The sequence below is a fragment of the Bradyrhizobium murdochi genome (assembly GCF_000472965.1).
Classification (GTDB): Bacteria; Pseudomonadota; Alphaproteobacteria; order Rhizobiales; family Xanthobacteraceae; genus Bradyrhizobium; species Bradyrhizobium murdochi.
The window spans coordinates 107,064-131,414 of the sequence record NZ_KI421483.1 but is presented as its reverse complement, the minus strand read 5'-3'; the positions used below and the strand labels follow the sequence as shown (position 1 = coordinate 131,414).

At 62.9% G+C, this 24,351-nt stretch carries 25 protein-coding genes, 1 tRNA gene, 1 pseudogene and 1 riboswitch; of the genes and pseudogenes, 9 read left to right on the top strand and 18 right to left on the bottom strand.

Going from position 1 to position 24,351, the window contains the following annotated elements; translation table 11 throughout:
• Positions 1–251 precede the first annotated feature (251 nt).
• The 3 genes from YUO_RS0138295 to YUO_RS0138285 are packed head-to-tail and all read left to right on the top strand — an operon-like array spanning position 252 to position 3,313.
• Positions 252–1,511 carry an OpgC domain-containing protein gene (locus YUO_RS0138295; protein ID WP_028351828.1) on the top strand — a complete coding sequence of 420 codons (1,260 nt, stop codon included), beginning with the start codon at positions 252–254 and terminating at the stop codon, positions 1,509–1,511.
• Positions 1,508–2,269 carry an SGNH/GDSL hydrolase family protein gene (locus YUO_RS0138290; RefSeq protein ID WP_028351827.1) on the top strand — a complete coding sequence of 254 codons (762 nt, stop codon included), beginning with the start codon at positions 1,508–1,510 and terminating at the stop codon, positions 2,267–2,269. The genes YUO_RS0138295 and YUO_RS0138290 overlap by 4 nt, the downstream gene beginning before the upstream one ends.
• A 12-nt stretch (positions 2,270–2,281) precedes the next feature.
• Complete coding sequence (locus YUO_RS0138285; RefSeq protein ID WP_028351826.1) at positions 2,282–3,313, top strand: SGNH/GDSL hydrolase family protein; 1,032 nt, start codon at positions 2,282–2,284, stop codon at positions 3,311–3,313.
• A gap of 117 nt (positions 3,314–3,430) precedes the next feature.
• Here YUO_RS0138285 and YUO_RS0138280 read toward each other — a convergent pair whose 3' ends face one another.
• Positions 3,431–4,624, bottom strand: coding sequence for an O-succinylhomoserine sulfhydrylase (locus YUO_RS0138280; RefSeq protein ID WP_028351825.1), 1,194 nt, complete (start codon positions 4,622–4,624; stop codon positions 3,431–3,433).
• Positions 4,625–4,696: 72 nt separating this feature from the next.
• A riboswitch (SAM riboswitch) is annotated at positions 4,697–4,776 on the bottom strand.
• Positions 4,777–4,895: 119 nt separating this feature from the next.
• Here YUO_RS0138280 and YUO_RS0138275 point away from each other — a divergent pair.
• Complete coding sequence (locus YUO_RS0138275) at positions 4,896–6,002, top strand: 2'-deoxycytidine 5'-triphosphate deaminase (RefSeq protein WP_028351824.1); 1,107 nt, start codon at positions 4,896–4,898, stop codon at positions 6,000–6,002.
• A gap of 20 nt (positions 6,003–6,022) precedes the next feature.
• Here YUO_RS0138275 and YUO_RS0138270 read toward each other — a convergent pair whose 3' ends face one another.
• The 5 genes from YUO_RS0138270 to YUO_RS0138250 all read right to left on the bottom strand — a co-directional run bounded on the left by YUO_RS0138270 (position 6,023) and on the right by YUO_RS0138250 (position 11,511).
• The gene (locus YUO_RS0138270) at positions 6,023–6,919 is read right to left on the bottom strand and encodes an alpha/beta hydrolase (protein WP_035728615.1); all 897 of its coding nucleotides are present in this window, start codon (positions 6,917–6,919) and stop codon (positions 6,023–6,025) included.
• 14 nt (positions 6,920–6,933) lie between these two features.
• A complete protein-coding gene (locus YUO_RS0138265; protein WP_028351822.1) occupies positions 6,934–7,659 on the bottom strand; it encodes an ABC transporter ATP-binding protein in 726 nt (241 codons plus the stop codon).
• The gene (locus YUO_RS0138260) at positions 7,656–8,789 is read right to left on the bottom strand and encodes an ABC transporter permease (RefSeq protein WP_028351821.1); all 1,134 of its coding nucleotides are present in this window, start codon (positions 8,787–8,789) and stop codon (positions 7,656–7,658) included. The genes YUO_RS0138265 and YUO_RS0138260 overlap by 4 nt, the downstream gene beginning before the upstream one ends.
• A gap of 11 nt (positions 8,790–8,800) precedes the next feature.
• The gene (locus YUO_RS43450; protein WP_051379877.1) at positions 8,801–10,030 is read right to left on the bottom strand and encodes an acyltransferase family protein; all 1,230 of its coding nucleotides are present in this window, start codon (positions 10,028–10,030) and stop codon (positions 8,801–8,803) included.
• 143 nt (positions 10,031–10,173) lie between these two features.
• A complete protein-coding gene (locus YUO_RS0138250; protein WP_028351820.1) occupies positions 10,174–11,511 on the bottom strand; it encodes a PQQ-dependent sugar dehydrogenase in 1,338 nt (445 codons plus the stop codon).
• A gap of 207 nt (positions 11,512–11,718) precedes the next feature.
• Here YUO_RS0138250 and YUO_RS0138245 point away from each other — a divergent pair, with 207 nt between their 5' ends.
• Positions 11,719–13,158: an MATE family efflux transporter gene (locus YUO_RS0138245; protein ID WP_028351819.1), complete on the top strand. Its 1,440-nt coding sequence runs from the start codon at positions 11,719–11,721 to the stop codon at positions 13,156–13,158.
• Positions 13,159–13,298: 140 nt separating this feature from the next.
• Here the strand turns inward: YUO_RS0138245 and YUO_RS43445 are convergent, their stop codons facing one another.
• The 6 genes from YUO_RS43445 to YUO_RS0138215 all read right to left on the bottom strand — a co-directional run bounded on the left by YUO_RS43445 (position 13,299) and on the right by YUO_RS0138215 (position 16,665).
• Positions 13,299–13,721 (bottom strand): hypothetical protein, encoded by a 423-nt coding sequence (locus tag YUO_RS43445; RefSeq protein ID WP_430649595.1) that lies wholly within the window; start codon positions 13,719–13,721, stop codon positions 13,299–13,301.
• A gap of 104 nt (positions 13,722–13,825) precedes the next feature.
• Positions 13,826–14,362 (bottom strand): hypothetical protein, encoded by a 537-nt coding sequence (locus tag YUO_RS0138235; RefSeq protein WP_028351818.1) that lies wholly within the window; start codon positions 14,360–14,362, stop codon positions 13,826–13,828.
• On the bottom strand, positions 14,359–14,763 hold the full coding sequence (locus YUO_RS0138230; protein ID WP_028351817.1) for an SRPBCC family protein: 405 nt from the start codon (positions 14,761–14,763) through the stop codon (positions 14,359–14,361). The genes YUO_RS0138235 and YUO_RS0138230 overlap by 4 nt, the downstream gene beginning before the upstream one ends.
• A gap of 60 nt (positions 14,764–14,823) precedes the next feature.
• Positions 14,824–15,183, bottom strand: a complete 360-nt coding sequence (locus tag YUO_RS0138225) for a VOC family protein (RefSeq protein WP_028351816.1) — start codon at positions 15,181–15,183, stop codon at positions 14,824–14,826.
• Between the two features lie 54 nt (positions 15,184–15,237).
• Positions 15,238–16,077: a helix-turn-helix transcriptional regulator gene (locus YUO_RS0138220; RefSeq protein WP_028351815.1), complete on the bottom strand. Its 840-nt coding sequence runs from the start codon at positions 16,075–16,077 to the stop codon at positions 15,238–15,240.
• A gap of 9 nt (positions 16,078–16,086) precedes the next feature.
• Entirely contained in the window at positions 16,087–16,665 is a 579-nt protein-coding gene (locus YUO_RS0138215; protein ID WP_028351814.1) for a methylated-DNA--[protein]-cysteine S-methyltransferase, read from the bottom strand.
• Positions 16,666–16,804: 139 nt separating this feature from the next.
• Here YUO_RS0138215 and YUO_RS0138210 point away from each other — a divergent pair.
• Positions 16,805–16,878 (top strand) — tRNA-Gly (locus tag YUO_RS0138210).
• 62 nt (positions 16,879–16,940) lie between these two features.
• Here the strand turns inward: YUO_RS0138210 and YUO_RS0138205 are convergent.
• Genes YUO_RS0138205 through YUO_RS0138195 form a run of 3 tightly spaced genes read right to left on the bottom strand, consistent with a single transcriptional unit; the run spans position 16,941 to position 20,256 of the window.
• Complete coding sequence (locus tag YUO_RS0138205) at positions 16,941–17,411, bottom strand: NUDIX hydrolase (RefSeq protein ID WP_028351813.1); 471 nt, start codon at positions 17,409–17,411, stop codon at positions 16,941–16,943.
• A 25-nt stretch (positions 17,412–17,436) separates the two neighbouring features.
• Complete coding sequence (lon, locus tag YUO_RS0138200; RefSeq protein ID WP_035728611.1) at positions 17,437–19,839, bottom strand: endopeptidase La; 2,403 nt, start codon at positions 19,837–19,839, stop codon at positions 17,437–17,439.
• A 9-nt stretch (positions 19,840–19,848) separates the two neighbouring features.
• Positions 19,849–20,256, bottom strand: coding sequence for an Hsp20/alpha crystallin family protein (locus YUO_RS0138195; RefSeq protein WP_028351811.1), 408 nt, complete (start codon positions 20,254–20,256; stop codon positions 19,849–19,851).
• A gap of 360 nt (positions 20,257–20,616) precedes the next feature.
• Here YUO_RS0138195 and YUO_RS0138185 point away from each other — a divergent pair.
• A pseudogene (locus YUO_RS0138185) lies at positions 20,617–21,153 on the top strand (methyl-accepting chemotaxis protein); the annotation flags it as partial.
• A gap of 16 nt (positions 21,154–21,169) precedes the next feature.
• Here the strand turns inward: YUO_RS0138185 and YUO_RS0138180 are convergent.
• The 3 genes from YUO_RS0138180 to YUO_RS0138170 form a co-directional block, all read right to left on the bottom strand.
• Complete coding sequence (locus YUO_RS0138180) at positions 21,170–21,490, bottom strand: cupredoxin domain-containing protein (RefSeq protein WP_028351809.1); 321 nt, start codon at positions 21,488–21,490, stop codon at positions 21,170–21,172.
• Between the two features lie 10 nt (positions 21,491–21,500).
• Entirely contained in the window at positions 21,501–22,022 is a 522-nt protein-coding gene (locus YUO_RS0138175; RefSeq protein ID WP_028351808.1) for a DUF4142 domain-containing protein, read from the bottom strand.
• 236 nt (positions 22,023–22,258) lie between these two features.
• Positions 22,259–22,939, bottom strand: coding sequence for an RNA polymerase sigma factor (locus YUO_RS0138170; protein WP_028351807.1), 681 nt, complete (start codon positions 22,937–22,939; stop codon positions 22,259–22,261).
• A gap of 244 nt (positions 22,940–23,183) precedes the next feature.
• Between YUO_RS0138170 and YUO_RS0138165 the strand changes: the two genes are divergently transcribed.
• Both YUO_RS0138165 and YUO_RS0138160 read left to right on the top strand, forming a co-directional pair.
• Positions 23,184–23,750, top strand: a complete 567-nt coding sequence (locus YUO_RS0138165; protein WP_051379876.1) for a thiamine pyrophosphate-binding protein — start codon at positions 23,184–23,186, stop codon at positions 23,748–23,750.
• On the top strand, positions 23,747–24,346 hold the full coding sequence (locus YUO_RS0138160; protein ID WP_028351805.1) for a thiamine pyrophosphate-dependent enzyme: 600 nt from the start codon (positions 23,747–23,749) through the stop codon (positions 24,344–24,346). Before YUO_RS0138165 ends, YUO_RS0138160 begins: the two co-directional genes overlap by 4 nt.
• The last annotated feature ends 5 nt before the right edge of the window (positions 24,347–24,351 follow it).

The following is a 24,351-nucleotide window of genomic DNA, read 5'->3' as shown; positions in this document are numbered from 1 at the left end:
GCGAACAAGCTTCCGGGAATCCTGTGTCGCATCATAGCCGGGAATGCCGGGGGAACCAATCTCCGCTGCGCCGGGTTGCCCGCCTGCTTCATCGCGGTTTCAACACAGTTCCGTTCTAGAGCGCAGCCGCGCTGCCCGGCCCGGACCTTCCGCTTGCGTATCCCTTGCGTATCTGGTGTGCAGGTTGCGGGCCGATGTTATCTTTTCCGGACAGTGCACGCGCAAAAGCTCAATTGCCCAAACGGTGCCAGATGTCGTCCATTGCCGATCCAGTCGCCGGAACGCCTCGCAGCGATGCCAAGGCCAGCGATGCCAAGGCCGCCGCAGCATCGTCCGCGCCGGCGATTGCGTTCCCGGTGGCCGGCGAGCGCGAATTGCGGCTCGATCTGTTTCGCGGCATGGCGCTGTGGCTGATCTTCATCGACCATCTGCCGACCAACATCCTGACCTGGTTCACGATCCGCAATTACGGATTTTCCGACGCCACCGAGATCTTCATCTTCATCTCCGGATACACCGCCGCCTTCGTCTACGGCCGCGCGATGCTCGAGGCCGGCTTTGTGGTGGCGACCGCGCGCATCATGCGGCGCGTGTGGCAGATCTACGTCGCCCATGTGTTCCTGTTCACGATCTTCCTGGCGGAAATATCCTACGTCGCCACCCGTTTCGAGAATCCGCTCTACAGCGAGGAAATGGGCATCATGGATTTCCTCAAGCAACCGGATGTCACGATCGTCCAGGCGCTGCTGCTGAGATTCCGGCCCGTCAACATGGACGTGCTGCCGCTCTACATCGTGCTGATGCTGTTTCTGCCCATCATCCTGTGGCTGATGAAGTGGCGGGCCGACGTCGCGCTGGGACTATCGGTGCTGCTCTACGCGCTGACCTGGCACTTCGACTGGTATCTGACGGCCTATCCGAGCGGCTTCTGGATATTCAATCCGTTCTGCTGGCAGTTGCTGTTCGTGTTCGGCGCCTGGTGCGCACTGGGCGGGGCGCAGCGCATGTCCCGCATCCTGTCGTCGCCGGTGACAATGTGGATCTGCATCACCTACCTGGTGGCGGCGTTCTTCGTCACGCTCACCTGGCACATTCCGCAGCTCAGCTTCCTGATGCCCAAGCGGATCGAACAGTGGATGTACCCGATCACCAAGACGGATTTGGACGTGCTGCGGTTTGCCCATTTCCTGGCGCTGGCCGCGCTCACCGTGCGCTTCCTGCCCAAGGATTGGTCGGGCCTCAAATCGCGCTGGCTGCGGCCATTGATCCTGTGTGGCCAGCATTCGCTTGAGATATTCTGTCTCGGCGTCTTCCTGGCCTTTGCGGGACACTTTGTGCTGGCGGAAGTCGGTGGGGGTGCCCTCACGCACGCCCTGGTCAGTCTTGCCGGTATCCTCATCATGTGGGGCATGGCGTGGGTGATTTCGTGGTACAAGCATTCGGCCGACAAAGGAGCCTCGAAAACGAAAAGCACGGCAATCAACGCCGATATGGCGGGAGGAAGCGCATGAGGCCCGGCTCGGGAACTGTGCTGGTCCTGGCGCTGCTTGCGGGTCTTGCACCGGCCGGATTGGCACGTGCCCAGGATGCCGCTCCCCAGGCTTGCGAAGTTCCCCCCTACCTCCTCTCCACCGAAAGCACGCTTCCCAAGGTGGCCGAGGCCGTCAAGAACGCCCGGCCGCTGACCGTTCTGGTGGTGGGGAGCCGATCATCGACCATCCTGTCCTCCGAAAACAGCGCCTATCCGGCCAGGCTGCAGGCAGCGCTGAAGGAGAAGCTGCCCTCCACCCCAATCAACCTCTCGGTAGAACTACACACCGGCAAGACCGCCGAGGAGGTGGACGCCGGCCTCGTTAAGCTGGTGGAAGCAAAAAGGCCTACTTTGGTCATCTGGCAGACGGGAACCGTCGATGCTATGCGATCCGTCGATCCTGACGATTTTCGCGGCGCTGTCGACGAGGGCGTTGCTGCGCTGCAAAATGCGGGAGCCGACGTGGTTTTGGTCAATCTGCAATACAGCCCGCGCACGGAAACGATGATTTCGGCGCCGCCATACCTAGATAATATGCGCGTGGTGGCGCAGCAGCATAATGTTCCGCTGTTCGATCGGTTCGCCATCATGCGCCACTGGAACGACGCCGGAGATTTCGATCTGTTCAGTACCTTTCATGGCACCGACATGGCCAAGAGGGTTCATGCCTGCCTCGGCCGCGCGCTGTCGAAATTCGTGCTCGATGCGGCCCGCCTAGATCAGGCGCAGCAGAATTAGGAACTAGCGTTAATGAGTTCTCACTGCCCTTTTCGTTTGTCGACATTGCTGACTGTCTTCGCCGCGGGCCTCGCGCTGTTGATGCCTGCCTCGGTGGCGCCTTTGCATGCCCAGACGGCTTCACCGCAAGCGGGTCAGCAGGCGGCGCTATCCGATGGCGCCAAAGCCGAGAACAACCCGGAAAAGAAACCTTCGGCTGAAGGCGCCCCGCCGCAGGCTGCGCCGGCGGCCACCGGCAATCCGGCCGCGCAGAAGGGCGTCACCGGCAAAGCGATCGACAAGGTGAAGGAAGTCGCGAAATCGGCCGGCGACATCTTCAGCCGCGTTCCCTGCCTGCCGCCGAAGGGCGCTTCCAAATCGATGGGATCGCTGCCGCGTGTCGCGAACAAGCTCGTCGCGGGTCAGCCAGTGGTGATCGTCGCTTTCGGATCGTCATCGACCCAGGGGTACGGCTCCAGTTCGCCGGAATTCACTTATCCGAACAGGCTCGCAGCGCAGCTACGCCGCAAATATCCGACGGCCGACATCTCCGTCGTCAATGCCGGCAAGGGCGGCGAGGACGCGCCGGAAATGATGAAGCGGCTGCAGGCATCCGTGATCGACTTGCGTCCGGATCTGGTGATCTGGCAGGTCGGCACCAATGCGGTGCTGCGCAACCTCGATCCCGGCGAGACCGTCAAGCTCATCGACGAAGGCATCGCACGCATTCAGGCCGCGGGCTCCGACGTCGTGCTGATCGATCCGCAATATTCGCCGCGGGTCAACGAGCACGCCGAAAGTGCCGGCAAGATGATGAAGCTCTTGAACAAGACGGCCGAGCTTCGCAAGGTCGGCGTCTTCCCGCGCTTCGCGGTGATGAAGGACTGGCACGAGCGGCAGGCGATTCCGATCGAGAATTTCGTGATCGCCGACGGCCTGCACATGAGCGACTGGGGCTATGCCTGCTTCGCCCAACTGCTCGGCGACGACATCATCAAGTCGGTCGGCCAGATCAAGCTCGGCGTCGCCGTACCGTCGGACGTGCGAGCCTATCGGCCGATGTAAGCCAGAATCCGTAGGGTGGGCAAAGGCGCGTGAGCGCCGTGCCCACCATTCGATCCACAGACGCGACGTGAATTGGTGGGCACGCTTCGCTTTGCCCACCCTACACGTTCGCGAATCTCACGCCTTCTCCAGCGCCTGCGCAAAATCCTCGATCAGATCATCCGCATGCTCGAGCCCGGCGGAGAAGCGGATAAAGCCCTCGCTGATGCCGAGCTCGGCGCGCGCCTCCGGCGTCAGCCGTTGATGGGTCGTGGTCGCAGGATGGGTGACGAGGCTCTTGCTATCGCCGAGATTGTTGGAGATCTGCGCAAGCTTCAACGCATTGAGGACGCGGAAGGCGGCGGCCTTGCCGCCCTTCACCTCGAAGCCGATCAGCGTCGAGCCGCCGCGCATCTGCTTCTTCACCAGCTCCGCTTGCGGATGATCGGCGCGGCCGGGATAGATCAATCGCGAAATCTTCGGATGGCTTGCCAACGCCTCGGCGATCTTCGCCGCGTTGTCGGTCTGCGCGCGTACCCGCACGCCCAGCGTCTCCAGTCCCTTGAGCAGGACCCACGCGTTGAAGGGCGAGAGCGATGGCCCGGTCTGGCGCATGAAGTTGTGAATGTGCTCTGCGATGAAGGCTTCGGACGAGAGAATGATGCCGCCGAGGCAGCGCCCTTGACCGTCGATATGCTTGGTTGCGGAGTAGACCACGACATCGGCGCCGAGCGAAAGCGGACTCTGCCAGATCGGCGTGGCAAAGACGTTATCGACGACCAGCCGTGCGCCGCCCTTGTGCGCGATCTCGGCAATCGCCGGAATATCGAGCACATCGAGCGTCGGATTGGTCGGGCTCTCCAGGAAGAAGGTCTTGGTGTTAGGCCGCAATGCGCGCTGCCATTGGTCGAGATCGAGGCCGTCGACCAGCGTCGTTTCGATCCCGTAGCGCGGCAGGAGGTCCTGCACGACGTAAAGGCACGAGCCGAACAGGGCTTTCGAGGCCACCACATGATCGCCGGCTCTGAGCGGTGCGAGGATCGCGGTCGTCACTGCGGCCATGCCGGTGGCTGTGGAGCGAGCAGCTTCCGCGCCTTCGAGCTCGATCATTCGGCGCTCGAACATTGAAATGGTAGGATTGGAATAGCGCGAATAGATAAAGCCGGGATCCTCGCCCTTGAAGCGCGCCTCGCACTGCTCCGCGCTGTCGTAGACATAGCCTTGGGTGAGGAACAGCGCTTCCGACGTCTCGCCGAATTGCGAGCGCAGCGTGCCGCCATGGACGAGGCGGGTTTCGGGACGAAAACGCTTGGCAAAACCAACTTCAGACATGTGACCTCCGCCGTGACCAGTAAGAAAATGGTCACAAAAAAACCGGCCTGGAAGGATTTCCACAGGCCGGGATCACACGTGTCCCCGGCCTGTTTAGCTACTTATTTAACGTGGCTGCAAGCCGGCCGGCTCAAATCACCACGGGATAAGTCATGCTGATATTCGCTTGCGCTCTTTCAGTCAAGGCGGCCATCGGATAACCCCTAAAAGCCCATATTTACGAGGTTTGGATGACATTTGGGCATCCAGGGCCACCTCAGAGGACCGCGCCGTGTCGTTCACGCTTCCGCCCGACGGTAACGGAATTCTACCCGACCGCATGATCGCGGCGATGGCGGATGCGGGCCTCATCCTGCCAGCCTATCCGTTTGTCGAAAGCCAGATTCAGCCCGCAAGCCTCGATTTGCGCCTCGGCGACGTTGCCTACCGGGTGCGCGCGAGCTTCCTGCCTGGTCCGGGCGCGACCGTCGCCGAGCGCATCGACGAATTGAAGCTGCATGAAATAAATCTCTCCGACGGCGCGGTGCTGGAGACCAATTGCGTCTACATCGTGCCGCTCCTGGAAAGCCTCGCGCTGCCGCCAGAGATTGTAGCCGCGGCCAACCCGAAGAGTTCGACCGGCCGGCTCGACGTCTTCACCCGCGTGATTGCCGACGGCACCCGCCGCTTCGATATGATCGGCGCGGGCTATCACGGCCCGCTCTATGCCGAGATCAGCCCGAAGACCTTTCCGGTGCTGCTGCGCGAGGGCTCGCGGCTATCACAAGTGCGCTTCCGCACCGGAGATGCCATACTCAATGCCGATGAGCTCGACGCGCTGCATGGCGCCGAGCGCCTGGTCGATATCGATGACGCCGATCTCGCCAATGGCGTGGCGCTGTCGGTCGATCTCTCCGGCGAGAACACCGGCGGCTTCGTCGGCTACCGCGCCAAGCGCCACACCGGTGTGGTCGACGTCGACCGCCGCGGCGGCTATGCGATCGATGAATTCTGGGAGTCGATCCCGGCACGATCAGACGGCAGCCTCATCCTCGATCCCGGCGAGTTCTACATCCTGGCCTCGAAGGAGGCCGTGCAGGTGCCGCCGGATTACGCCGCCGAAATGGTGCCGTTCGATCCCCTGGTCGGCGAATTCCGCGTGCATTACGCCGGATTCTTCGATCCCGGCTTCGGCTATGCCGGCGCCGGCGGGCAGGGTGCGCGGGCCGTGCTCGAAGTGCGCTCGCGCGAGGTGCCGTTCATCCTAGAGCACGGCCAGATCGTCGGCCGCCTGGTCTACGAGAAAATGCTGTCGCGGCCCGATGCGATGTACGGCCAGCGCATCGGCTCGAACTACCAGGCGCAGGGCTTGAAGCTCTCCAAGCATTTCCGGGTCTGACCGCCTGCGCGGAGCGCGCCTCAGTCGCACACGTCAGAGATAAACTCGCCGATCTGCGCAATGGCCTGACGGGCTTCCGGCAACACCGGCACGAATAATTGCCAGACGTGCGGCATGCGCCGCCAGATCTCGAGCTTGCTGCGCGGATTGTGCGACCGAAGCTTCTCCACCATGCGGACAGCATCGTCCCTGAGAATTTCATCGCTGCCGACCTGAATAAGTACCGGCGGCAATCCGGCGGGATCGCCGTAGAGCGGCGAGGCATAGGGCGTACGCGGATCGGCTCCGCCGAGATAGAGCTTCGCCAGATCGGGAAAATCCTCGACATTCAGCATCGGATCGGCCGCTGCATTCGTCTTCAGCGAAGCGCCGGTCAGGGCCAGATCGGTCCAGGGCGACAAGGCGACGGCCGCGGCCGGAAGCGGCTTGCCATCGTCACGGAGCCTCAACAGCAGGCACAGCGTCAGGCCGCCGCCGGCCGAATCTCCCACCACGAACAACTGGCGACTATCCGCCGTGCGACCGACGAGCCAACGATAGCCCTCCACGGCATCTTCAAGGGCTGCCGGAAAAGCGTGCTCCGGAGCGAGGCGGTATTCGAGCGCCCAGACGCGCGCTTGCAAGGCGTCGGCAATCCGCCAGAGGAAGTGCCGGTAATAGATTGGCGCGCCGGAAACATAGGCGCCGCCATGGAGATAAAGCACGTTACGTTCGGGCCGGGATGCCGGCGTGGTAACCCGGTGAAACCGCACCCGACCGGCCTCGATCTCGACTGTTGTGCTCCGGGCGGGCGGATGCGGCACAAACCGCTCCATCGCACGCATATTCTGCCGCCATTGCTCGACATCGAGACTTCCGCCGCGCCGCTTGAGCAACATGCGAATACCGATGCGCAAAAGTTCGGCTCGCAGGCTCATGGCGGCGCTTGCGCTCAGGCCCTGAACGGCACGGCTGTGGGCATGCGCGGGCGGTCGGTAGGCTCCTGCACGATAAGACCGTCCTCGATCTCGACGATGCGATCGGCGTAGGGGACGACGCGCGGATCGTGGGTGACGACCAGCACCGCCCGCTCACGCTCATGGGCGGTCTCGGCGAGAATACGCATGATGCTCTGGCCGTTTTTTCCATCCAGTGCCCCGGTCGGCTCGTCGGCAAGAACGACGGAAGGGTTTGCGACGAGAGCCCGCGCGATGGCGACCCTCTGCTGCTCGCCGCCGCTGAGCCCGCCCGGCAAACTGTCCACCTTTTGCTCAAGCCCGACCATCGCAAGGGCCTCCCGTGACTTCTCCGCCGCGCGCCTGCCGTGCTCGCCACGAATATCCAGCGCCAATTGCACGTTCTGGGTCGCGGTCAGCGTCGGGAACAAATGATAGGACTGGAATACGAAGCCAATATGCTCGCGCCGAATCCTAGCGAGCGCTTCCTTGTCGGCGTCGGCTGTCGGCGTCCCGCATATGGTGACGCTGCCCGAATTCGGCGTCAGCATGCATCCGAGGACTAAAAGCAGCGTAGTCTTGCCGCTCCCCGAAGGGCCCATCAGCAGCGTCAACTCGCCCCGCCGCAGCGAGAGGTCGATGCCGCGCAACGCGTGCACCTCGCCGGCGCCGCGACCCAGCTTCTTCTCGACCGACTTGGCTTCGACTACATAGTCATTCATCGCATGAACACCGTGGCTGGGTCGATACGAACGACACGGATAATTGCTCCAATGCCGGATGCTACGCACATCACCACCGTCAGCGCGAACAACGCCGCCATCAGCCATGGCGTGATGACAATCGGCAACGCGCTTTTGGCGGTCATCTGGACGACGATCGAGCCGATCCCGGCGGCGATTGCAAATCCGATCACGGCGTTGATGAGTGCCTGATAGATGATCACGGTATAGATATAGGCATTCGAGGAACCCATCGCGCGCAAAGTGGCGAATTCGTTCAGATGATCCTTGGTGCTGGAGTAGAGCGTCTGTGCGACGATCACGGTGCCGACGATCACTCCGAGCAATGCGCCGGCAAACAGCGCGGCTCCGGCCCCTGTGCCAAACAGCCAGAACGACCGGCTGCGGCTGCGGAAATCGTCCGACGTGAGAACCTCTGCATCGCCGACCTCCGCGCGAATGGCGCTGAGCGCCTTCTCTCGATCGGCATCGTCTTTCAGCCGAACTAGAACGCTGCTGGCGCGATCGCGCGGCGTTCCGGTATAGTTGCGCGCATTTTTCAAGTCCACAAACACGTACGGCGTCGTGGCGAACGAGCGGATGCCATCGGTGACCGCGACCACGCGCACCTTGCGGCCACGGATTTCTGCCGTCGAGCCGACGCCGCTGACACCGAGCCGCTCAAAATAGGAGCGGTCGACCGCAACGTTCGCTCCTTGCGTCAACGCCGGCACGTTGCCGTCCACGACGTTGAAGGGTTGCAGGCTGCCGTCGCGCAGGTCGGCGCTCACAATGAAGACCGGCGTCACTTCGCCGCTTTCCAGGCGCCAGTCTGAGAAGCCGATCACGAGCGGGGCGGCCCAACTCACGCCTTCCATGGTGGCGACGCGGTCGCGCAGCTTGACGTCGAGCAGCGAAGGATCCTCGAAGCATTTGGCGCCCTTGGGCAGGATCCACAAATCGGCCGAGGCATTGTCGATCATCGTCGTGACCATTCGGCCGAACCCGAGGAACAGGCCCATCTGGATCATGACGAGGACGACCGAGAAGACGATTCCGACCATGGTCGCGACGAAGCGAAGCCGATCGTGGAACAGGTTGCGGGACGCAAGTGTCAGTACCAGCGACATGTCGGGATCCGTTATCGCGGTTGATTGGCGATGGCTCTCTTGTCTTGCGGCTCGGAATGGCGCGAAACCAGCGCTCTTCCGCCGATCTTCATTCCGGCGCTTGCAGCCAGACTTATGGCGAGCGCAGCGGCAAAAACGATCGTCGCCTTGCCGATCGCGTTGAGATCGACATCAAGCAACGCGTATTGCAGCCACACGACCACGGCGTAGTGCAGCAGATAGATGCTATAGGCATTGCTGGAGAGGCTATCGAGCAGGCGATCGCGCGATTGCAGCAGCCGAAGGCAGAGCGCCAGCAGACACAGAGCGGCGGCCGCGGAAGCAACTGGAAATGCCAGCGCCGAAGCCAGCCGAAAGAGCGACGCGCTCGCCTGCCACTCCGGCAAGGTCAGCGATGTGAGCCCGCCCCATACGGACATGCTAGCGATGGCGGCCGCAAGCCAGGCCAGCCAATGACGTGCAAGCGGACCATCGGGACGCAATACGCTGCGCTCGGGGCCGTGGCTGCCAATCGCAAATCCGGCGAAGAAATAGACCACGTAGTGCAGCGGCCGGCTGAGCTGAAATGAAAATGGGCCGAGAAAGGTCCACTCCCACGGTGTGAAAGCCATCGCCAGCGGCACATAGGCCAGCGCAGAGAGCGCCGCCAGCCCAATGAAGAACATTAGCGGGCGATCGGCAACGCGGGCGACGAGCGCGCTCAATGCTCGAAGCCAATGCGGGGCGAACGCGTGGAGGGCAGCCGCAACGGCGCCCAGCAGAAAGATCTGCCACAAAAACCACTGCGGCCCGGCAGGCCACATCGGAAGCGCGCGCCAGTGTTGCCAAAAGGCGCTGAAGGAGGGATCGGCCGCGGTCAGCCGATAGGACGCGAAGTAGGCGAGAGGGCTGAGAATGCCGACGGCAAAAACGAACGGCAGGCCGATCCGCCACGAGCGCTCCAGGGTGTAGGTGCGAGGCCCCTTGCGGCCAAGGCTGGACGGCGTGAACAGACCGGCCAGCAAGAACATTAGCGACATCAGGCTGACATCCTGCCACGCGCAGAACAGGTCGAAGCCGAACCAGCGCTGGCTATCGAGGATTGGGAATGCAATCCAGCGATAGGGCGGTGCGTCGAACGGAAAGGGATCGGCCGGTTGCGATGCGAGGTACGGCAGCACGGAGTGAAACGCGACCACGATGACGATGGTAATCGCGCGCAAGTTGCTGAGGGGCACGTTGACCTGTGATGACACGGCCATTCGTCCACGCTGCCATCCCACTGATTTGAGAACCGGCAGAGGGTCAACGTGGAGCCGGCGCGCTCGTTCCCGTTAACGTGCGGAACTCGCCCCTTCGGGAGCGTTGTCCCCAACCTGGCCGGCCGTGGGAGACCGTGTTGCTTTTACCGCGATGCCGACCTCGCTGCCGGCGTTACGCGCCAGATCGTGTTGCCGACATCGTCAGCCACCAGCAGCGCGCCCTGCTTGTCGAGCCGCAGCCCGACCGGGCGGCCCTGCGCCTGGCCCTTGTCGTTGAGAAAACCGGTGAGCACGTCCTGCGGCGGTCCGGATGGCTTGCCGTCCTTGAAGGGGACAAAGATCACCTTGTAGCCGGAGGGGGGTTTACGATTCCAGGAGCCGTGCTGGCCGATGAAGGCGCCATTGGCCATTTCGGATGGGAACAGATTGCCAGTGTTGAAGGTGAGCCCGAGCGAGGCGGTATGCGCGCCGAGCGCATAATCCGGGGCCATCGCCTTCTGCACGAGATCAGGCCGCCGCGGCTCGACGCGGGTGTCGACATGGTCGCCGAAATAGCTGTATGGCCAGCCGTAGAACGCGCCGTCCTTCACCGACGTCATGTAATCGGGCACCAGGTCGTTGCCGATCTCGTCGCGCTCGTTGACCACGACCCAGAGTTCGCCGGTAACTGGATTCCAGGCCGGGCCATTCGGATTGCGCAGGCCCGAAGCGAACACGCGCCATTGACCGCTTGCTCGATCGACTTCCAGTATCGCCGCGCGATCCTTTTCAGCATCCATGCCGTTTTCACCGACATTGCTGTTGGAGCCGACCGTTGCGTAGAGCTTGGTGCCGTCGGGGCTGGCGGTGAGGTCCTTGGTCCAGTGATGATTGAGGGGGCCGGCCGGCAGGTCGGCAAGCTTGACGCCGGGTCCGCCGATCTTGGTGTCCCCTTCGCGATAAGGGAATTTCATGATCGCGTCAGTATTGGCGACATAGAACTCGTCGCCGACCAGCACCATGCCGAAGGGCGAATTCAGCCCGCTGATGAAAGTGGTTCTTAGCTCGGCAACGCCATCACCGTCAGCGTCGCGTAGCAGCGTAATGCGGTTGGCGCTGGGAACGCCGGCGCCGGCCCAGTTCTGCGCCTGCTTGTAGATGAAGCCCTTGATGCTCATGCCGCCGCCCTGCTTCGGCGGCGCGTTGCTCTCAGCGACCAGCACGTCGCCGTTCGGCAGTGTGTAGACAGTACGCGGATGTTCAAGGTTGAGGGCAAAGGCGCTGACCGTCATGCCGTTTGCGGCGGTCGGCGTGGCGCCGTTCGGCCAGCGGTTGACGGTTGCGATGTCCACCGTCGGGATCCAGGAATGTTCCGGTGGCGGCAGGTTGGGCGAAGGACCATAGCTCTGCGCCACGGTCGCGGTCTCCTTGGGGTCGCTACAGGCGGCCAGTGGCAGCGCCAACGCGCCGACGCAGATGGCCAGAAGGAGGGTCTTGCGCATGGCAGGGTTCTCCGAGATATCGCCCGTACAATGCCGTTCCGGCCCGAACGTTCGTGTTCCGGCATGAATTCCCTGTGAAATGGCCGGCCGAAGGCCCGCCACGCAATCCCGCAGGCCCCCAATGCGCGCCGTGCACGTGGAATCAGGCTTCGCCATGCTAGGAAGCAGCGCGCCGCGGCTCCTCAAGTCCGCGCGCTGGGAGCAGAAATGTCCGATCTCGGCGTTGCCGAAATTCCCGTAGATGAGGATGAGCGTCCGCTTCCGCCACCGGCGGCGCCGGCGAAAAACGCGTTGCTCGACGGCCCGATCCTGCGCACGCTGTTGTGGCTGGCCTGGCCGAATGTAATCGCGCTCACCGCGGGCACCTGCGTCGTCATCGCCGAGACCTCCTATATCGGCCGTCTGGGCGTGGAGTCGCTCGCCGCGATGGCGCTGGTGTTTCCTACCGTGATCCTGACCATGACGATGTCAGGCGGCGCCATGGGGGGCGGCGTGGCATCCGCGATCGCGCGTGCGCTCGGCGCCGGTGACCTCGACCGCGCCTCGACCCTTGCCGCGCACGCGCTGCTGATCGGCCTCTGCTTCGGGCTGGCCTTCATGCTGGGCATGCTGATCTTCGGCCCCAAACTGCTCGAACTGCTCGGCGGCCGCGGCAACGTGCTGACCCAGGCGGTGGCCTACACGCAAATCTTCTTCGGCGGCGCCGTGGTGCCGTGGCTGATGAACACGATGTCCGGCATTCTGCGCGGCACCGGCAACATGAAGCTGCCGTCGCTGCTGATGCTGTCGTCGGCGATTTGCCAGATCATTCTCGGCGGCACGCTGGGCTTGGGTCTCGGCCCGATCCCGCAGTTCGGCATGCGCGGCGTCGCGGCCGGTTCGCTGATTGCTTACCTGATCAGCATCTCCGTGATGTCCTGGTATCTGTTTTCCGGCCGTGCGCGCGTCGTTCCCAAGATCAGGGGCCTTCGTATTCAGTGGTCGATGTTCATCGACATCCTGAAGGTCGGGGCCATCGCCTGCTTCTCGCCGCTTCAGTCGGTGCTGACGATCAGTATCTTCACCCACATGCTGGCGAGTTTTGGCACCGAAGTCCTCGCCGGCTACGGCATCGGCGCGCGGCTCGAATTCATGCTGACGTCGATCTCATTTGCAGTCGGCATCGCCTCGGTTCCGATGGTCGGCATGGCCGTCGGCGCGCAGCGCGTCGCGCGGGCCCGCAAGATTGCCTGGACGGCGGGGCTCGTCGCATTCGCCTCGGTCGGCACATTTGCGACCTTCATCGCAATCTTCCCCGACATCTGGGTCAACCTCTTCACCGACGATGCGGCCGTGCGTGCCGCGAGCCGTCAATATCTTTCGACGGCGGCGCCGATGTACGCCTTCCTCGGCCTTGCCACGGCGATGTATTTTTCGTCGCAGGGCGCGGCCAAGGTGATCGGCCCTGTCATGGCGCAGACCGCGCGGCTGTTGTTCATCGGCGCTGGTGGCTGGTGGCTGTTGGCGCACGACGCCACCGGGCGGAACTTCTTCATGCTGGCGGCGGCCTCCATGGTGCTGCTCGGCGTGCTCTCATGCGCGAGCGTGGTACTGACGCGCTGGGGGCCGAAGCAGCGGGTGCCCGCGGTTAGTCCGGCGCTGTCGTAGTGATCGTCATTGCGAGGAGCGAAGCGACGAAGCAATCCATCTAGCCTCGTATGCGGAAAGATGGATTGCTTCGCTTCGCTCGCAATGACGAGAACAACTACCTTCGCCTATGCCGCCGGCCATGACGGCCGCTGCCGACATTAGCCATACGCATCAGTTGCGGGACCATGCGCATCAGCTCGCCGCCGCCAGCGCCGCCGAGCATGCCCATGAAATCGCCGCCGCCGAAATTCATGCCACCAGCGTTCGCCGTAACCCTCGGGAACGTAGCCGCCGCCAAACCCGCCGGGGATACCACCGCCCATCATGCCGCCGAGCCCACCGCCACCGCCTTCCATCATGCGGCTCATCATCGGGCCCATGGTCTGCATCATCATGGCAAAGCGGCGCTTGCCCATCTTCGCCTTCATCATTTCCAGCATAGGCGCCATCTGCCTCATCATGTCTGAGCCGTCACCGCCGCCGCCGAAGCCGGCAAATTGCGCCTTTGCCGGCGTCGACGTCAGGGCGAACAGCAACAGCAGCGTGGCCGCCTGGCACACCACCTTGTCAGCTCCCGTCATGGTTCTGCTCCTCATGCGCCGGCCGCCGCGGGCGCGGCGCTATTCGGACGCATAGGGGGAGGCTAGGAGCGAGACGTCTCTGCGATCTGTGCGAATGATCACGTTCAATCCGATTGAGACCTGCGCCGGGCCGTGAACTCGGTGTTGATCCGCCAGCTCTTGCCATCGTCGGCCGAGACTTCGCCCTGCCAGAGGAAGGAGTCGTCGGTGATGTCCCTAAAACTCCACCGGGCTAGCTGGCCATCCGGCCGGGTGCCCAGTTGCACGATGTCGGCACCCTCGGCGCGCCCGATCATCTGCAGAAAAGTCCGCGTCACCGGGTCGGTCCACTGGATGCGCCAGGCGTCGATATCGGGATCGTAGACCCGCAGCGTGGTGCCATAAGAATTGAATTTGGCGGCGGCATCGCCATGACGCAGTTCTCCGCGCGGCGGCACGATCCAGACGTCCTGGATCGCGCGCCCCTCCAGCGCCCAGCCGAAATGCCATTCGCCGGCGCGGCGCCGCTCGCGGCCATCTTCGGAAAACTGTCTGACATCGAGATCCCAGGAGCCGACGAAGCGCCCATAAAGATCCATCTTGCCAGCACGGTCGGCGGAAGGGCCATTCGCGCCGAGGGCATCGAGAAATGGCGAGGTCATGCCGCGCTCCGTCCCAGGGCTTTCTGGATGGCGCGCATGCCCAGATCCATCTGCGCGTCCATATAGGGTGCGATCTCGTTCGGCAGCACGTCGACGATCCACACGAAGCGGGTGCGCCCGTTGGCATCATCGAACACCTGTGCCGAGGCGCTATGCTGCTTGATACGTTCGCTGACGATGGCATAGACCAGCCGCCGCTTGCTGTCGTCGCAATCGACCAGGATTTCGCGCGCTACGGTGCCGTTCGAGAATGTCACGATGCGCGCGTCGTCGCCGTCGAGCTTGGTGTCGGTGACGAAGCCCGGCACTAGCCGCGTATGCAGCGCACCGAAATCGCGCAGTGCATCCCAGACGTCGGCAGGGTTCGCGTCGATGAGGATTTCCTTGTGAATGGAAGCCATGGTGATGAGTCCGCTGTTGTTGGTTCGTGATTGTTGGATTCGTCCTTGCGAGGATCGGCGCTACGTACAAACGGCCTCGACATTGTTGCCGTCGGGGTCGATCAAAAACGCAGCGTAATAGGTTGGGCTGTAATCCGCGCGCAGTCCGGCGCCGCCATTGTCGCGGCCGCCGGCCTTCAGGCCCTCGGCGTGGAATTTCTGGATCGCCGCATGATCCTTGGCGCGGAACGCGACATGCGCGGCGGAGCCTGAAGATCCCTTGTGCAGATGCAGCCAGAGCGTCGGCGCGCCCTTCGGGCCGAAGCCTGCGCCGGAATCATCCCGCGAGCACAGCACGAAGCCTAAGGGCGCGAGCGCTGCCGTATAGAAGCGCACGCTGGCGTCGAGATCGCCGACGCGTAATCCGATGTGGTCGTACATGACATTCTCCAGCAAAAAACTGCCGCGAGCTCGCGCGGCCTGGAGAAAGCCTAGTCAGTGGAGGGCCAGCCGTTCTTGGAAAATCTTGCGCATGCCCCGCGAGGCCTGGCGGAATTTCAGCGGCGAGGCGCCGGCGGCGCGATGGAAGGTGCGCACGAAATTGGAGAGGTCGGCAAAACCGACGTCATAGGCGATGTCGGTGATGGGGCTGTCGTCGTCGGCCAAGCGCCGCGCGGCATGGCGCAGCCGCGAGCGCACCAGATATTGGTGCGGGGTGACGCCGAGCGCTTGCGAGAACAGCCGCAGGAAATGGAACGGGCTGATCCCGGCCTCGGCCGCGGCGTCCTCCAGGCTGATCTGACGGTGCGAATTGGCATCGATCCACAGCGCGGTCTCCACCGCACGGCGGCGGTCGCGCGCCGCATCAGGGCCGGATTTGCGGGACTTGCCGGAAACTACCTCGACAAAGCGGCTCGCCAGCACCTGACCGATCTCATCGAGGCCGATGTCGCTGCTGCCATCTGCTGCCGCTTGCGCCAGTTCGCCAAGCACGACGAGCTCCGGCAGCGGCGGCGCGGAACCGATCTGCCATGGCGACCGGCTGTCGCCAATGGTTTCCACCAGCTCGGGCGCTAGGAAGAACGACAGGCACTCGTCGCCGCAGACGTGCTCGTGGGTGCAGGTATATTCATCGCCGGGATGGCCGATCAGGACCGATCCCACCACCAGTTCGCTGCACTTGCCGCGGCTGCGCAGGCCGAAACTGCCTCTGCGCACATAGGAAATCGAATGACCGCCATGCTGCTCCGCGAACGGCTTGTCGCCCGGTCCCGCGGTGCAGCGAAAGTCGAAGACGGATATGGACTTGCGTTCAAGAAGCGTGGTCGCGATCATCCCGCCTACTTAAGGATGCGGGCGCGGCGGTGCAACCGGCAGCAGCACGTCGAACAATGTCTTGCCGGAGGTCTGGCTGGCGCCCTCGATCGAGAGCAGCCGCCGCTTGGAGATCGCCCCGCCAAAGGCTGAGATCTTGTCGGCATAGTTGCCGGCTTCGAGCACGCGATGACAGGGCACGATGATCATGAAGGGGTTGCGGCCGATCGCCCGCGCCACCGAATGGACCGCGCCTGAAGCGCGAAGGCTGGCGGCCACTTCCGCATAGGTCCGCGTCTCGCCGCGCGGGATCGCGCGCGTATAGGCATAGACGCGCTGGTTGAAGGCGGGAATGTCGGTCATATCGAGCGCAACGTCGGACAGATCGCACGCTGCCCCGCGCGACAGCGCGATGATGCCCTCAATGGCGACCTGTACATTTGCCGGCGGGCGAAGCTCGCGGGCATAAGGATAGACTTGATAGAGCCGCCGCCGCGTGTCGATCTCGCGGACTTCCGGCAGCTGCACGCCGATAATGCCCGCCGGGCTCCAAGCGATCCCGCAGCGGCCGATCCCCGTGTCGAAAAAGGTGTAGCCACGCCCCGTCATCCGCCACCAGCCCCAGACGCGAATCATCCCATCGGCCTGACGAATCGCATGGAATTCTGGCGAAGTCGACCGCGAGCAAGACGGCCAATGGAACAGCTTGGCGGATCGCGAAAGGTCGGCTAATCATGGGGCAAGACCTGCGGGCGTAGTTCAATGGTAGAACGGCAGCTTCCCAAGCTGCATACGAGGGTTCGATTCCCTTCGCCCGCTCCAAATCCCTTGCCAGAACCTATGAGAAGCGGTCGGCCTTCCAAAGAAGGTCGGCAAGAACCGATTTATTTTTCGGATGCCTTTCCGCAAAGCCGTTCCAATCGATCGAGAAACGGCTGCTGGCTTGCGAGGATCTTCTGCCTAGCGGTGGACAGGGTAAACCACGCTGCCTGGTCAATCTCGGGAAAGCTGATGATTCGACCGCTTTGGGGAGGCCATTCCATCGCGACCTCGTTGCACTTGATGGAGCTGACATCGAGATCGCCTTCAAGCGCATAGCCCCAGACGATCTTGCCGGCACGCTGGCGTACCTGGCCCAAGGACTGCAGGGGGCCGGAGGCTTCGATCCCGAGCTCTTCTGCGAACTCGCGCCGCGCTGCTATTTCCGGGTGCTCTTCGCCATCCAATTCTCCCTTCGGGAGCGACCAAGCGCCCAAATCGCGGGTGCGCCAGAACGGTCCGCCGGGATGAACGAGAAGAACCTTGATACCGCCTTTGCGGCGGTACATTAGGATGCCAGCACTGGTGGCCGCCATCGAACGTAACCTACGAATATCCAAATCATTCCGCCGCTGCACTGGCCGTCTTGGCCTTTTCCTCCAGAACCGCCGCGATCGCGTCGTCGACCCGCTCGAGCCAGATGAATTCCAGTTTCGAGCGGGCGCTCGCCGGGATGTCATCGAAATCGCGGCGATTTCTTGCAGGCAGCATCACGCGGGTCAGGCCTGCGGCCGCAGCGGCGACGACTTTCTCCTTGATGCCGCCAACAGGCAGCACCAGGCCGCGCAATGAAATCTCGCCGGTCATGGCGGTATCGCTTCGCACTGTGCGATTGGTCAGCAGGGACGCAAGCGCGGTGAACATCGCGACACCCGCGCTTGGTCCGTCTTTCGGTGTAGCGCCGGCGGGGACGTGAACGTGAATGTCGGCCTTTCCAAGCTGCGCGGTATCGATGCCAAGCTGAGATGCGCGGTTCTTGACCAGGGTCAGAGCCGCCTGCGCACTTTCGCGCATGACCTCGCCGAGCTGACCCGTCAGGATCAGCGTTCCTTTGCCCGGCATTCGCGAGGCCTCTATAAAGAGAATATCGCCTCCGACCGGCGTCCATGCCAATCCGGTCGCCACACCGGGAATGCTGGTACGCATGGCGATCTCATTCTCGAACCGGGGCGCGCCTAAAATGGTGGCGATGTCGCTCGATGAGAGACGAACCCGATCGGTACTGCCTTCGGCGATCTGGACGGCCACGTTGCGAAGCGCCCTGCCAATCTCCCGCTCCAGATTGCGAACGCCGGCCTCCCGGGTATAGCTGCGGATAATCAATCTCAGCGCCTCCGGATCGATCTCGGCCTGCTCCGCCTTGAGCCCGTTAGCCTCCAATTGGCGACGAACGAGATAGCGCCGGGCGATCTCGAGTTTTTCATCCTCAGTGTAGCCGGCGAGACTGATGACCTCCATCCGATCCAGAAGCGGGCCGGGAACAGTATCGAGCATGTTGGCGGTGGTCAGAAAGACGACGCGCGAAAGATCGAAGGGAACGCCGAGATAGTTGTCGCGGAACGTCGCGTTCTGCTCGGGGTCGAGCACTTCGAGCATCGCGGCGGAGGGATCGCCCTGAATGCCGCGGCCCATCTTGTCGATCTCGTCGAGCATCATCACGCAATTGCGAGCGCCCGCCTTCTTGATCGCCTGGATGATGTTGCCGGGCAGTGAGCCGATATAGGTGCGCCGATGGCCACGGATCTCTGCCTCGTCATGAACGCCACCGAGGCTGACGCGCACGAAGGGACGCTCCATGGCGCGCGCAATGGATTGGCCTAATGATGTCTTGCCGACGCCCGGTGGACCGGCAAAGCAGAGAATCGGCGCTTTGCCGCCAGGCGCGAGCTTTCTGACGGCGAGGTATTCGATGATTCGGCTCTTGATCTTTTCCAGGCCGTAATGATCCTCATCGAGAATCCGTCTTGCCTCGGCGATGTCGATCGGCTTCTCCTCCGGCAGGCTCCACGGCAGTTCGATCAACCAGTCGAGATAGCTTCGCACCATCCCGGCCTCTGCAGCTCCGTCCGGCATCCGCTCGTAGCGGCGGAGCTCCTTTCGCGCCTGGCTTTCCGCCTCAGGTGGCATGTTGGCCTTGGCAATGGCCTCAGTCAGTTCCGCTACCTCCTGCGCCTTTCCATCGCCCTCACCGAGCTGGCGCTGAATGGTTGCCATCTGCTCGCGCAGGATCGCTTCTCTCTGACGCTGATCGAACGTGGCTTTGGTTTGCTGGCCGATCTCGTTGCTCAGCCTGAGTACTTCGATGCGTTCGGCCAAATGACGTGAGACCGTCTCCATGCGAGGGTTGAGGTCGACCGTCTCAAGAATTTCCTGTTTCTCCTGCGGTTTGATGTCCATGTATGAAGTCGCGAGGTCAGCGAGTGTCGATGGCGAGGTGGTGCCTTGCAGGACTGCAATCAATTCTTGCGGCGTCTGCGGCAGCAGTTGTGCCGCCTCGATAGCCTGGCGCTGCAGATTGAGGAAACGAGCTTCGATCTCGGGTGAATCGGTCGTCGGCTCGGGTATGTGAAGTACGCGAGCTACCGGATACGGGGTGCCCGGCAGGAAATCCAGCACGCGCATTCGCTGCACGCCTTGGCAGACGATGTGGTGGCTGTCATCGGGTCCTGTGATGTAGCGAACGATATTGGCGACCGTGCCTACGCGGTGCAGATCGTCAGGTCCGGGATCCCCCAATTCCGGATCGCGCTGAAGCAGGATTCCGATCTGCCGCTGTTCGCGGATAGCCTGCTGTGCCGCCGCGATCGATTTCGGGCGCCCTATGGTGATCGGAACAACTACGCCGGGAAACAGAACCGTGTTTCGCACGGGCACGATGATGAGTGCGTCACTGGGGATAGGGAACGCCTGATCGGACGATGCAGGCGACGGATTGGGGCTGGTCGCTTCATTGTCTTGGGACATGGCCAACTCTCAGGAGGATTTGGCAAGGCGCAGGCCAATGCAACCGTGGGCGGCGAAGCGGGTGATGGCGTAGCGGCCTGCCGGCAGCCGAATGCGGCGTTCGAACCGCCCTTGAGGCAGCTCGAGGCGTAGAATACGTGCGTTGCGCAGTTCTGCGGGAAGCGTGCGGCGTCCGCTCACTACCAGCATCCCGTTTTCGAGCAGTGCTTCGACTTCATTCGGATCGACCCCCGGCAATGCGATTAGAATGAGAATCTCGCGATCGGTCTCCAGCACATCGATGGGCGGCTCCCAACTTGGCTCTCGAACGCCAGCCAATGGCTGCAAATTCAGGAACTGCTGGTGAAGGCGTTCGGCCCGGGCGAGCGTCTCGATGGCGTCGGACAGCATCCAGTTGATTGGATCTTTCTCCGGCATGGCGCTCCTCCGTTACATCGATCCAAAATGAGGTTAGATTGCTGTTTTCATGCGGAAACAACATCGCTGGCACCCGCGCAAGCACGACGAAATAAGTCTCCGTCGCGGCTGCGGTTCCGAAATCGATGACACGCCATCATGAAATGAAACTTGCACCCAAGCAACGACATGCTGCTCACCGGAACGCTCCTAGCGCTCGACGATGCGCTTGGGCTTGATCAGATCGCGCTCCTCTATCCGCGGTGGCAGGCGGCGGCTGGCGGTCCGACCCGCCGATGATCTTGGATCGAGAAGCCGGTCTCGAATTAATGTGGCCTTAGCCCGTTCTGGTTACGTTGCCCGCCTCTCCCGGGCAAAGCGGAAACAAAAATGCGGATCGGTCGGCTTTTTGGCGACGTGGTGGAGCTGATCAACACCATCGCGGGCCAGACCAACCTCCTGGCGCTGAATGCCACCATCGAAGCGGCGCGCGCGGGCGAGGCGGGGCGCGGTTTTGCGGTGGTCGCCTCCGAAGTGAAGGCGTTGGCCGAGCAGACCGCGAAAGCGACCGGCGAGATCAGCCAGCAGATATCGGGCATCCAGGCGGCGACGCAGGAATCGGTCGGCGCCATCAAGGAGATCGGCGATGCCATCGGCCGGATGTCGGAGATTGCCGCCACCATCGCCGCCGCCGTCGAGGAGCAGGGCGCGGCGACGCAGGAAATATCCCGCAACGTGCAGCAGGCCGCGAACGGCACGCAGCAGGTTTCCGCCAACATCACGGACGTGCAGCGCGGTGCCAGCGAGACCGGCTCCGCCTCCGCCCAGGTGCTATCAGCGGCAAAATCGCTGTCCGGCGAAAGCGATCGGCTAAAGCGCGAGGTCGGCAAGTTCCTCAGCTCGGTGCGCGCCGCCTGAGCCGCCTCGCCAGCGGCTACGGCGCAATCGTCAACACCGCCTTCATGTTCGGATGGTAGCGGCAGTAATATTCGACGCTGCCGGCCTTCGTCAGCACCGAGGTCACCGTCTTCTTCGGCGGCGTGGCGATGTCGAAATCGCCGTTGCGCGCGGTCGCGGTGTGGGCGAATACGTCCTTGTTGATCCATTCGATGGTGTCGCCGACCTTGGCAGACACCTCGGCCGGCGCGAACACCAGATTGTCGATCGTGATCTGGATCGTCGCTGCATGCGCCGGGACGACCGCCGCGCCAAGCAGCAGGGCGGCGACGAGGGGCAGGTATCGTCCCGGATGCATGGCGGGTCTCCTACTTCAGCTTGGCGGCGACTTGTTCGGCGTGCTGCTGGTGGCCTTGAAAAATCTTTAGGCCGGTTTGCAGCAGGCTCTTCAGCTCGGCATTACTGGCTGACGGAATCAATTGCGTCTCCAGCGCGCTGTTGACGGTCTTGTGGTAGGCGACCTCGTTGGCGAGATAGGCCTTGTCGTATTCGGCGCCCTTCAGCTTGTCGAGCTCGGCGAGTTTCTCGGTGGCCTGCTTCGACAGCGTCTTGCTGGTGTCGTTGTCCTCCGGCGTCACCTTCAGCTTCTTGACCAGGTCGAGCGCCTGCTTGTTCACGGCCTCATGGTCGCGCACCATGTCTTGCGCGAACGCCTTGACGTCCTTGTTGCTGGCTTTCGCGATCGCCTGCTTGGCGGCGTTGATGTCGATGACGCCCGCCGTGTAGGCGATATGCGCGATCTGAGGATCGGTGGGTTTTGCTCCTTGCGCCAGCACGGCGCTGCCAAGAAAGCTCAATGCGGCGATCGCCGCGCTCAATCGGATGAACATGGTTTGATACTCCTGTGGCGCCGGGCGCGAGCACTCGGCGCATGTTGGTTGCACAGGGAATTGGATGGAGAAGGCGGCTGGAGGTTCCGGGAAAATCGGCCTTGTCGCAGCAGTTGGGCCTGCATGGTTCGAGACGCGCGGCTACGCCGCGCTCCTCACCATGAGGTCTCGGACCTCATCCTGAGGAGCCCGCGCAGCGGGCGTCTCGAAGGATGAAGCCACCGCGGTCAGTTACGCTAATACTCCAGCCGCTTCAGCACGGCGTCCGTCAGCCGCTCGCAGCGCCGGCCGGCAAAGGGGAACGCCTCCATCACCACGGGACCGATCTTGTTCTCGACGATATCGCGCAGCATGGTGCGGGCGCGGTGCAGTCGGGTTTTTACCGTCTCCGGCTTCAGCCCAAGAAGTTCGGCGGTCTCTTCCACATTCATCCCCTCGATCACGCGGGTGATGAAGACGAGACGGAACGCTTCCGGCAATTCGTCGATGGCGTGTTCGACGACATGCTGAATTTCACGCTGGGCCATGGATTTTTCCGGATCGTCGGCGGCGAGAGGAAACTGGATGATCTGGGCCTCCAGCGCGCCCTGCGGCAATGAGTCCAGTTCGACGGCGGGCCGCTGCCGGCGCAGCCGGCCGAGCGCCTCATTCATGGTGATCCGCGACAACCACGTCGACAGGCTGGAATCACCGCGAAAGTTTTCCAGATGGGTGAAGGCACGGACATAAGCCTCCTGCACGACGTCTTCGGCCTCGCCATCGTTGCGCAGAATGCCGCGGGCGAGCCGGTACAGCCTGCGATTATTCGCCTGCATGATCGCGCGCACCGCCGCCTCGTCGCGGGCCAGCGCGCGGCGCACCAACTCGGCGTCGCCGGTATCGAGGCGCGCGATGTCCGGTATGTGGGCCTGGTGCATGATATCCACCAATATCAGGGTATTGGGATTGGATGCTGCAGGAGCCAGCAGGTTCCCGAAATAATTTCGGCTGCATGGACGGGCCAAACGTCAGCGTGCCAGCCATTCGGTATGACGCTTTGGCTCCACTGAGCCTTTCAATTTTGCGATAGAAGCCATGTCCACATTCAAATTCCTCGAACCCTCGCCGCGATCTATTCTGCACGTCAACCAACCCTTGGAATCGCGGAGGAAATTGAGCCCGATGGCGGAAGCAGCAAAATCACGTGCCGAGGCCGCACCGGCGCTGCCGACGTGGCCGGACGAGATCTACCGCGTGCTCAAGGACGCCGGCATTCGCCAGGTCGCGATGGTTCCGGACGCCGGCCACAGCCGCCTGATCCGCTCCTTCGAGGCCGATCCCGAGACTCGCGTCGTCACGCTGACGACGGAGGAAGAGGGCGTAGCGATGCTGGCGGGCGCGTGGCTCGGCGGCGAGCGCGGCGTGCTGCTGTTGCAATCGAGCGGCGTCGGCAATTGCATCAACATGCTGTCGCTGCCCGTCATCTGCCATATGCCGTTATTGATGATCGTCACCATGCGCGGCGATTGGGGCGAATTCAATCCGTGGCAGATCCCGATGGGGCAGGGCACGCGGCCCTCGTTGGAGGCCATGGGCGTGATCGTGAACAAGGTCGACGAGCCGGATCTCGTCGCCTCCACCGTGCAGGGCGCGGCCAACCTCGCCTTCAACACCTGGAAGCCGGTGGCGGTCCTGGTCGGCCAGCGCGTGCTTGGCGCGAAGAATTTCAAGGAGCTTGCCCGCAAATGAGCAATCCGAACGCGCTTCTGCATCGCCGCGACGTCGTCAACGAATTGTTGCGCGACCGCGCCGATCTCCTCGTCATCGCCGGGCTCGGCGCGCCGAACTGGGATGTCTCCGCCGCCGGCGACCATCCGAACAATTTTCCGCTCTGGGGCGCGATGGGCGCCGCCTCGATGATCGGGCTTGGCCTCGCTTTGGCGCAACCGAAGCGCAAGGTTCTGGTCATCACCGGCGACGGCGAGATGCTGATGAATATCGGCTCGCTCGCCACGATCGCGGTCGAAGCGCCGAAGAATCTCACGATCGCCGTTCTCGACAACGAGCGCTTCGGGGAGACCGGCATGCAGAAGACCCCCACCGCCTCCGGCGTCGACCTTGCCGCCATCGCGACCGCCTGCGGCATCCGCACCTCACGCATTGTTCGCACGATGGCGGAAGTCACCGAATTGCGCGACCTCGCGCATGAAGGGCGAGGAACGGTTTTCGCGCAGATCAAGATCAATCCCGAGGCGCTGGTGTTCGTGATGCCGCCTGCCGACGGCGTCATCCTGACGACGCGCTTCCGGCAATCGGTGTTGGGAGACGAGGCGCTGTATAATTGAGGCGC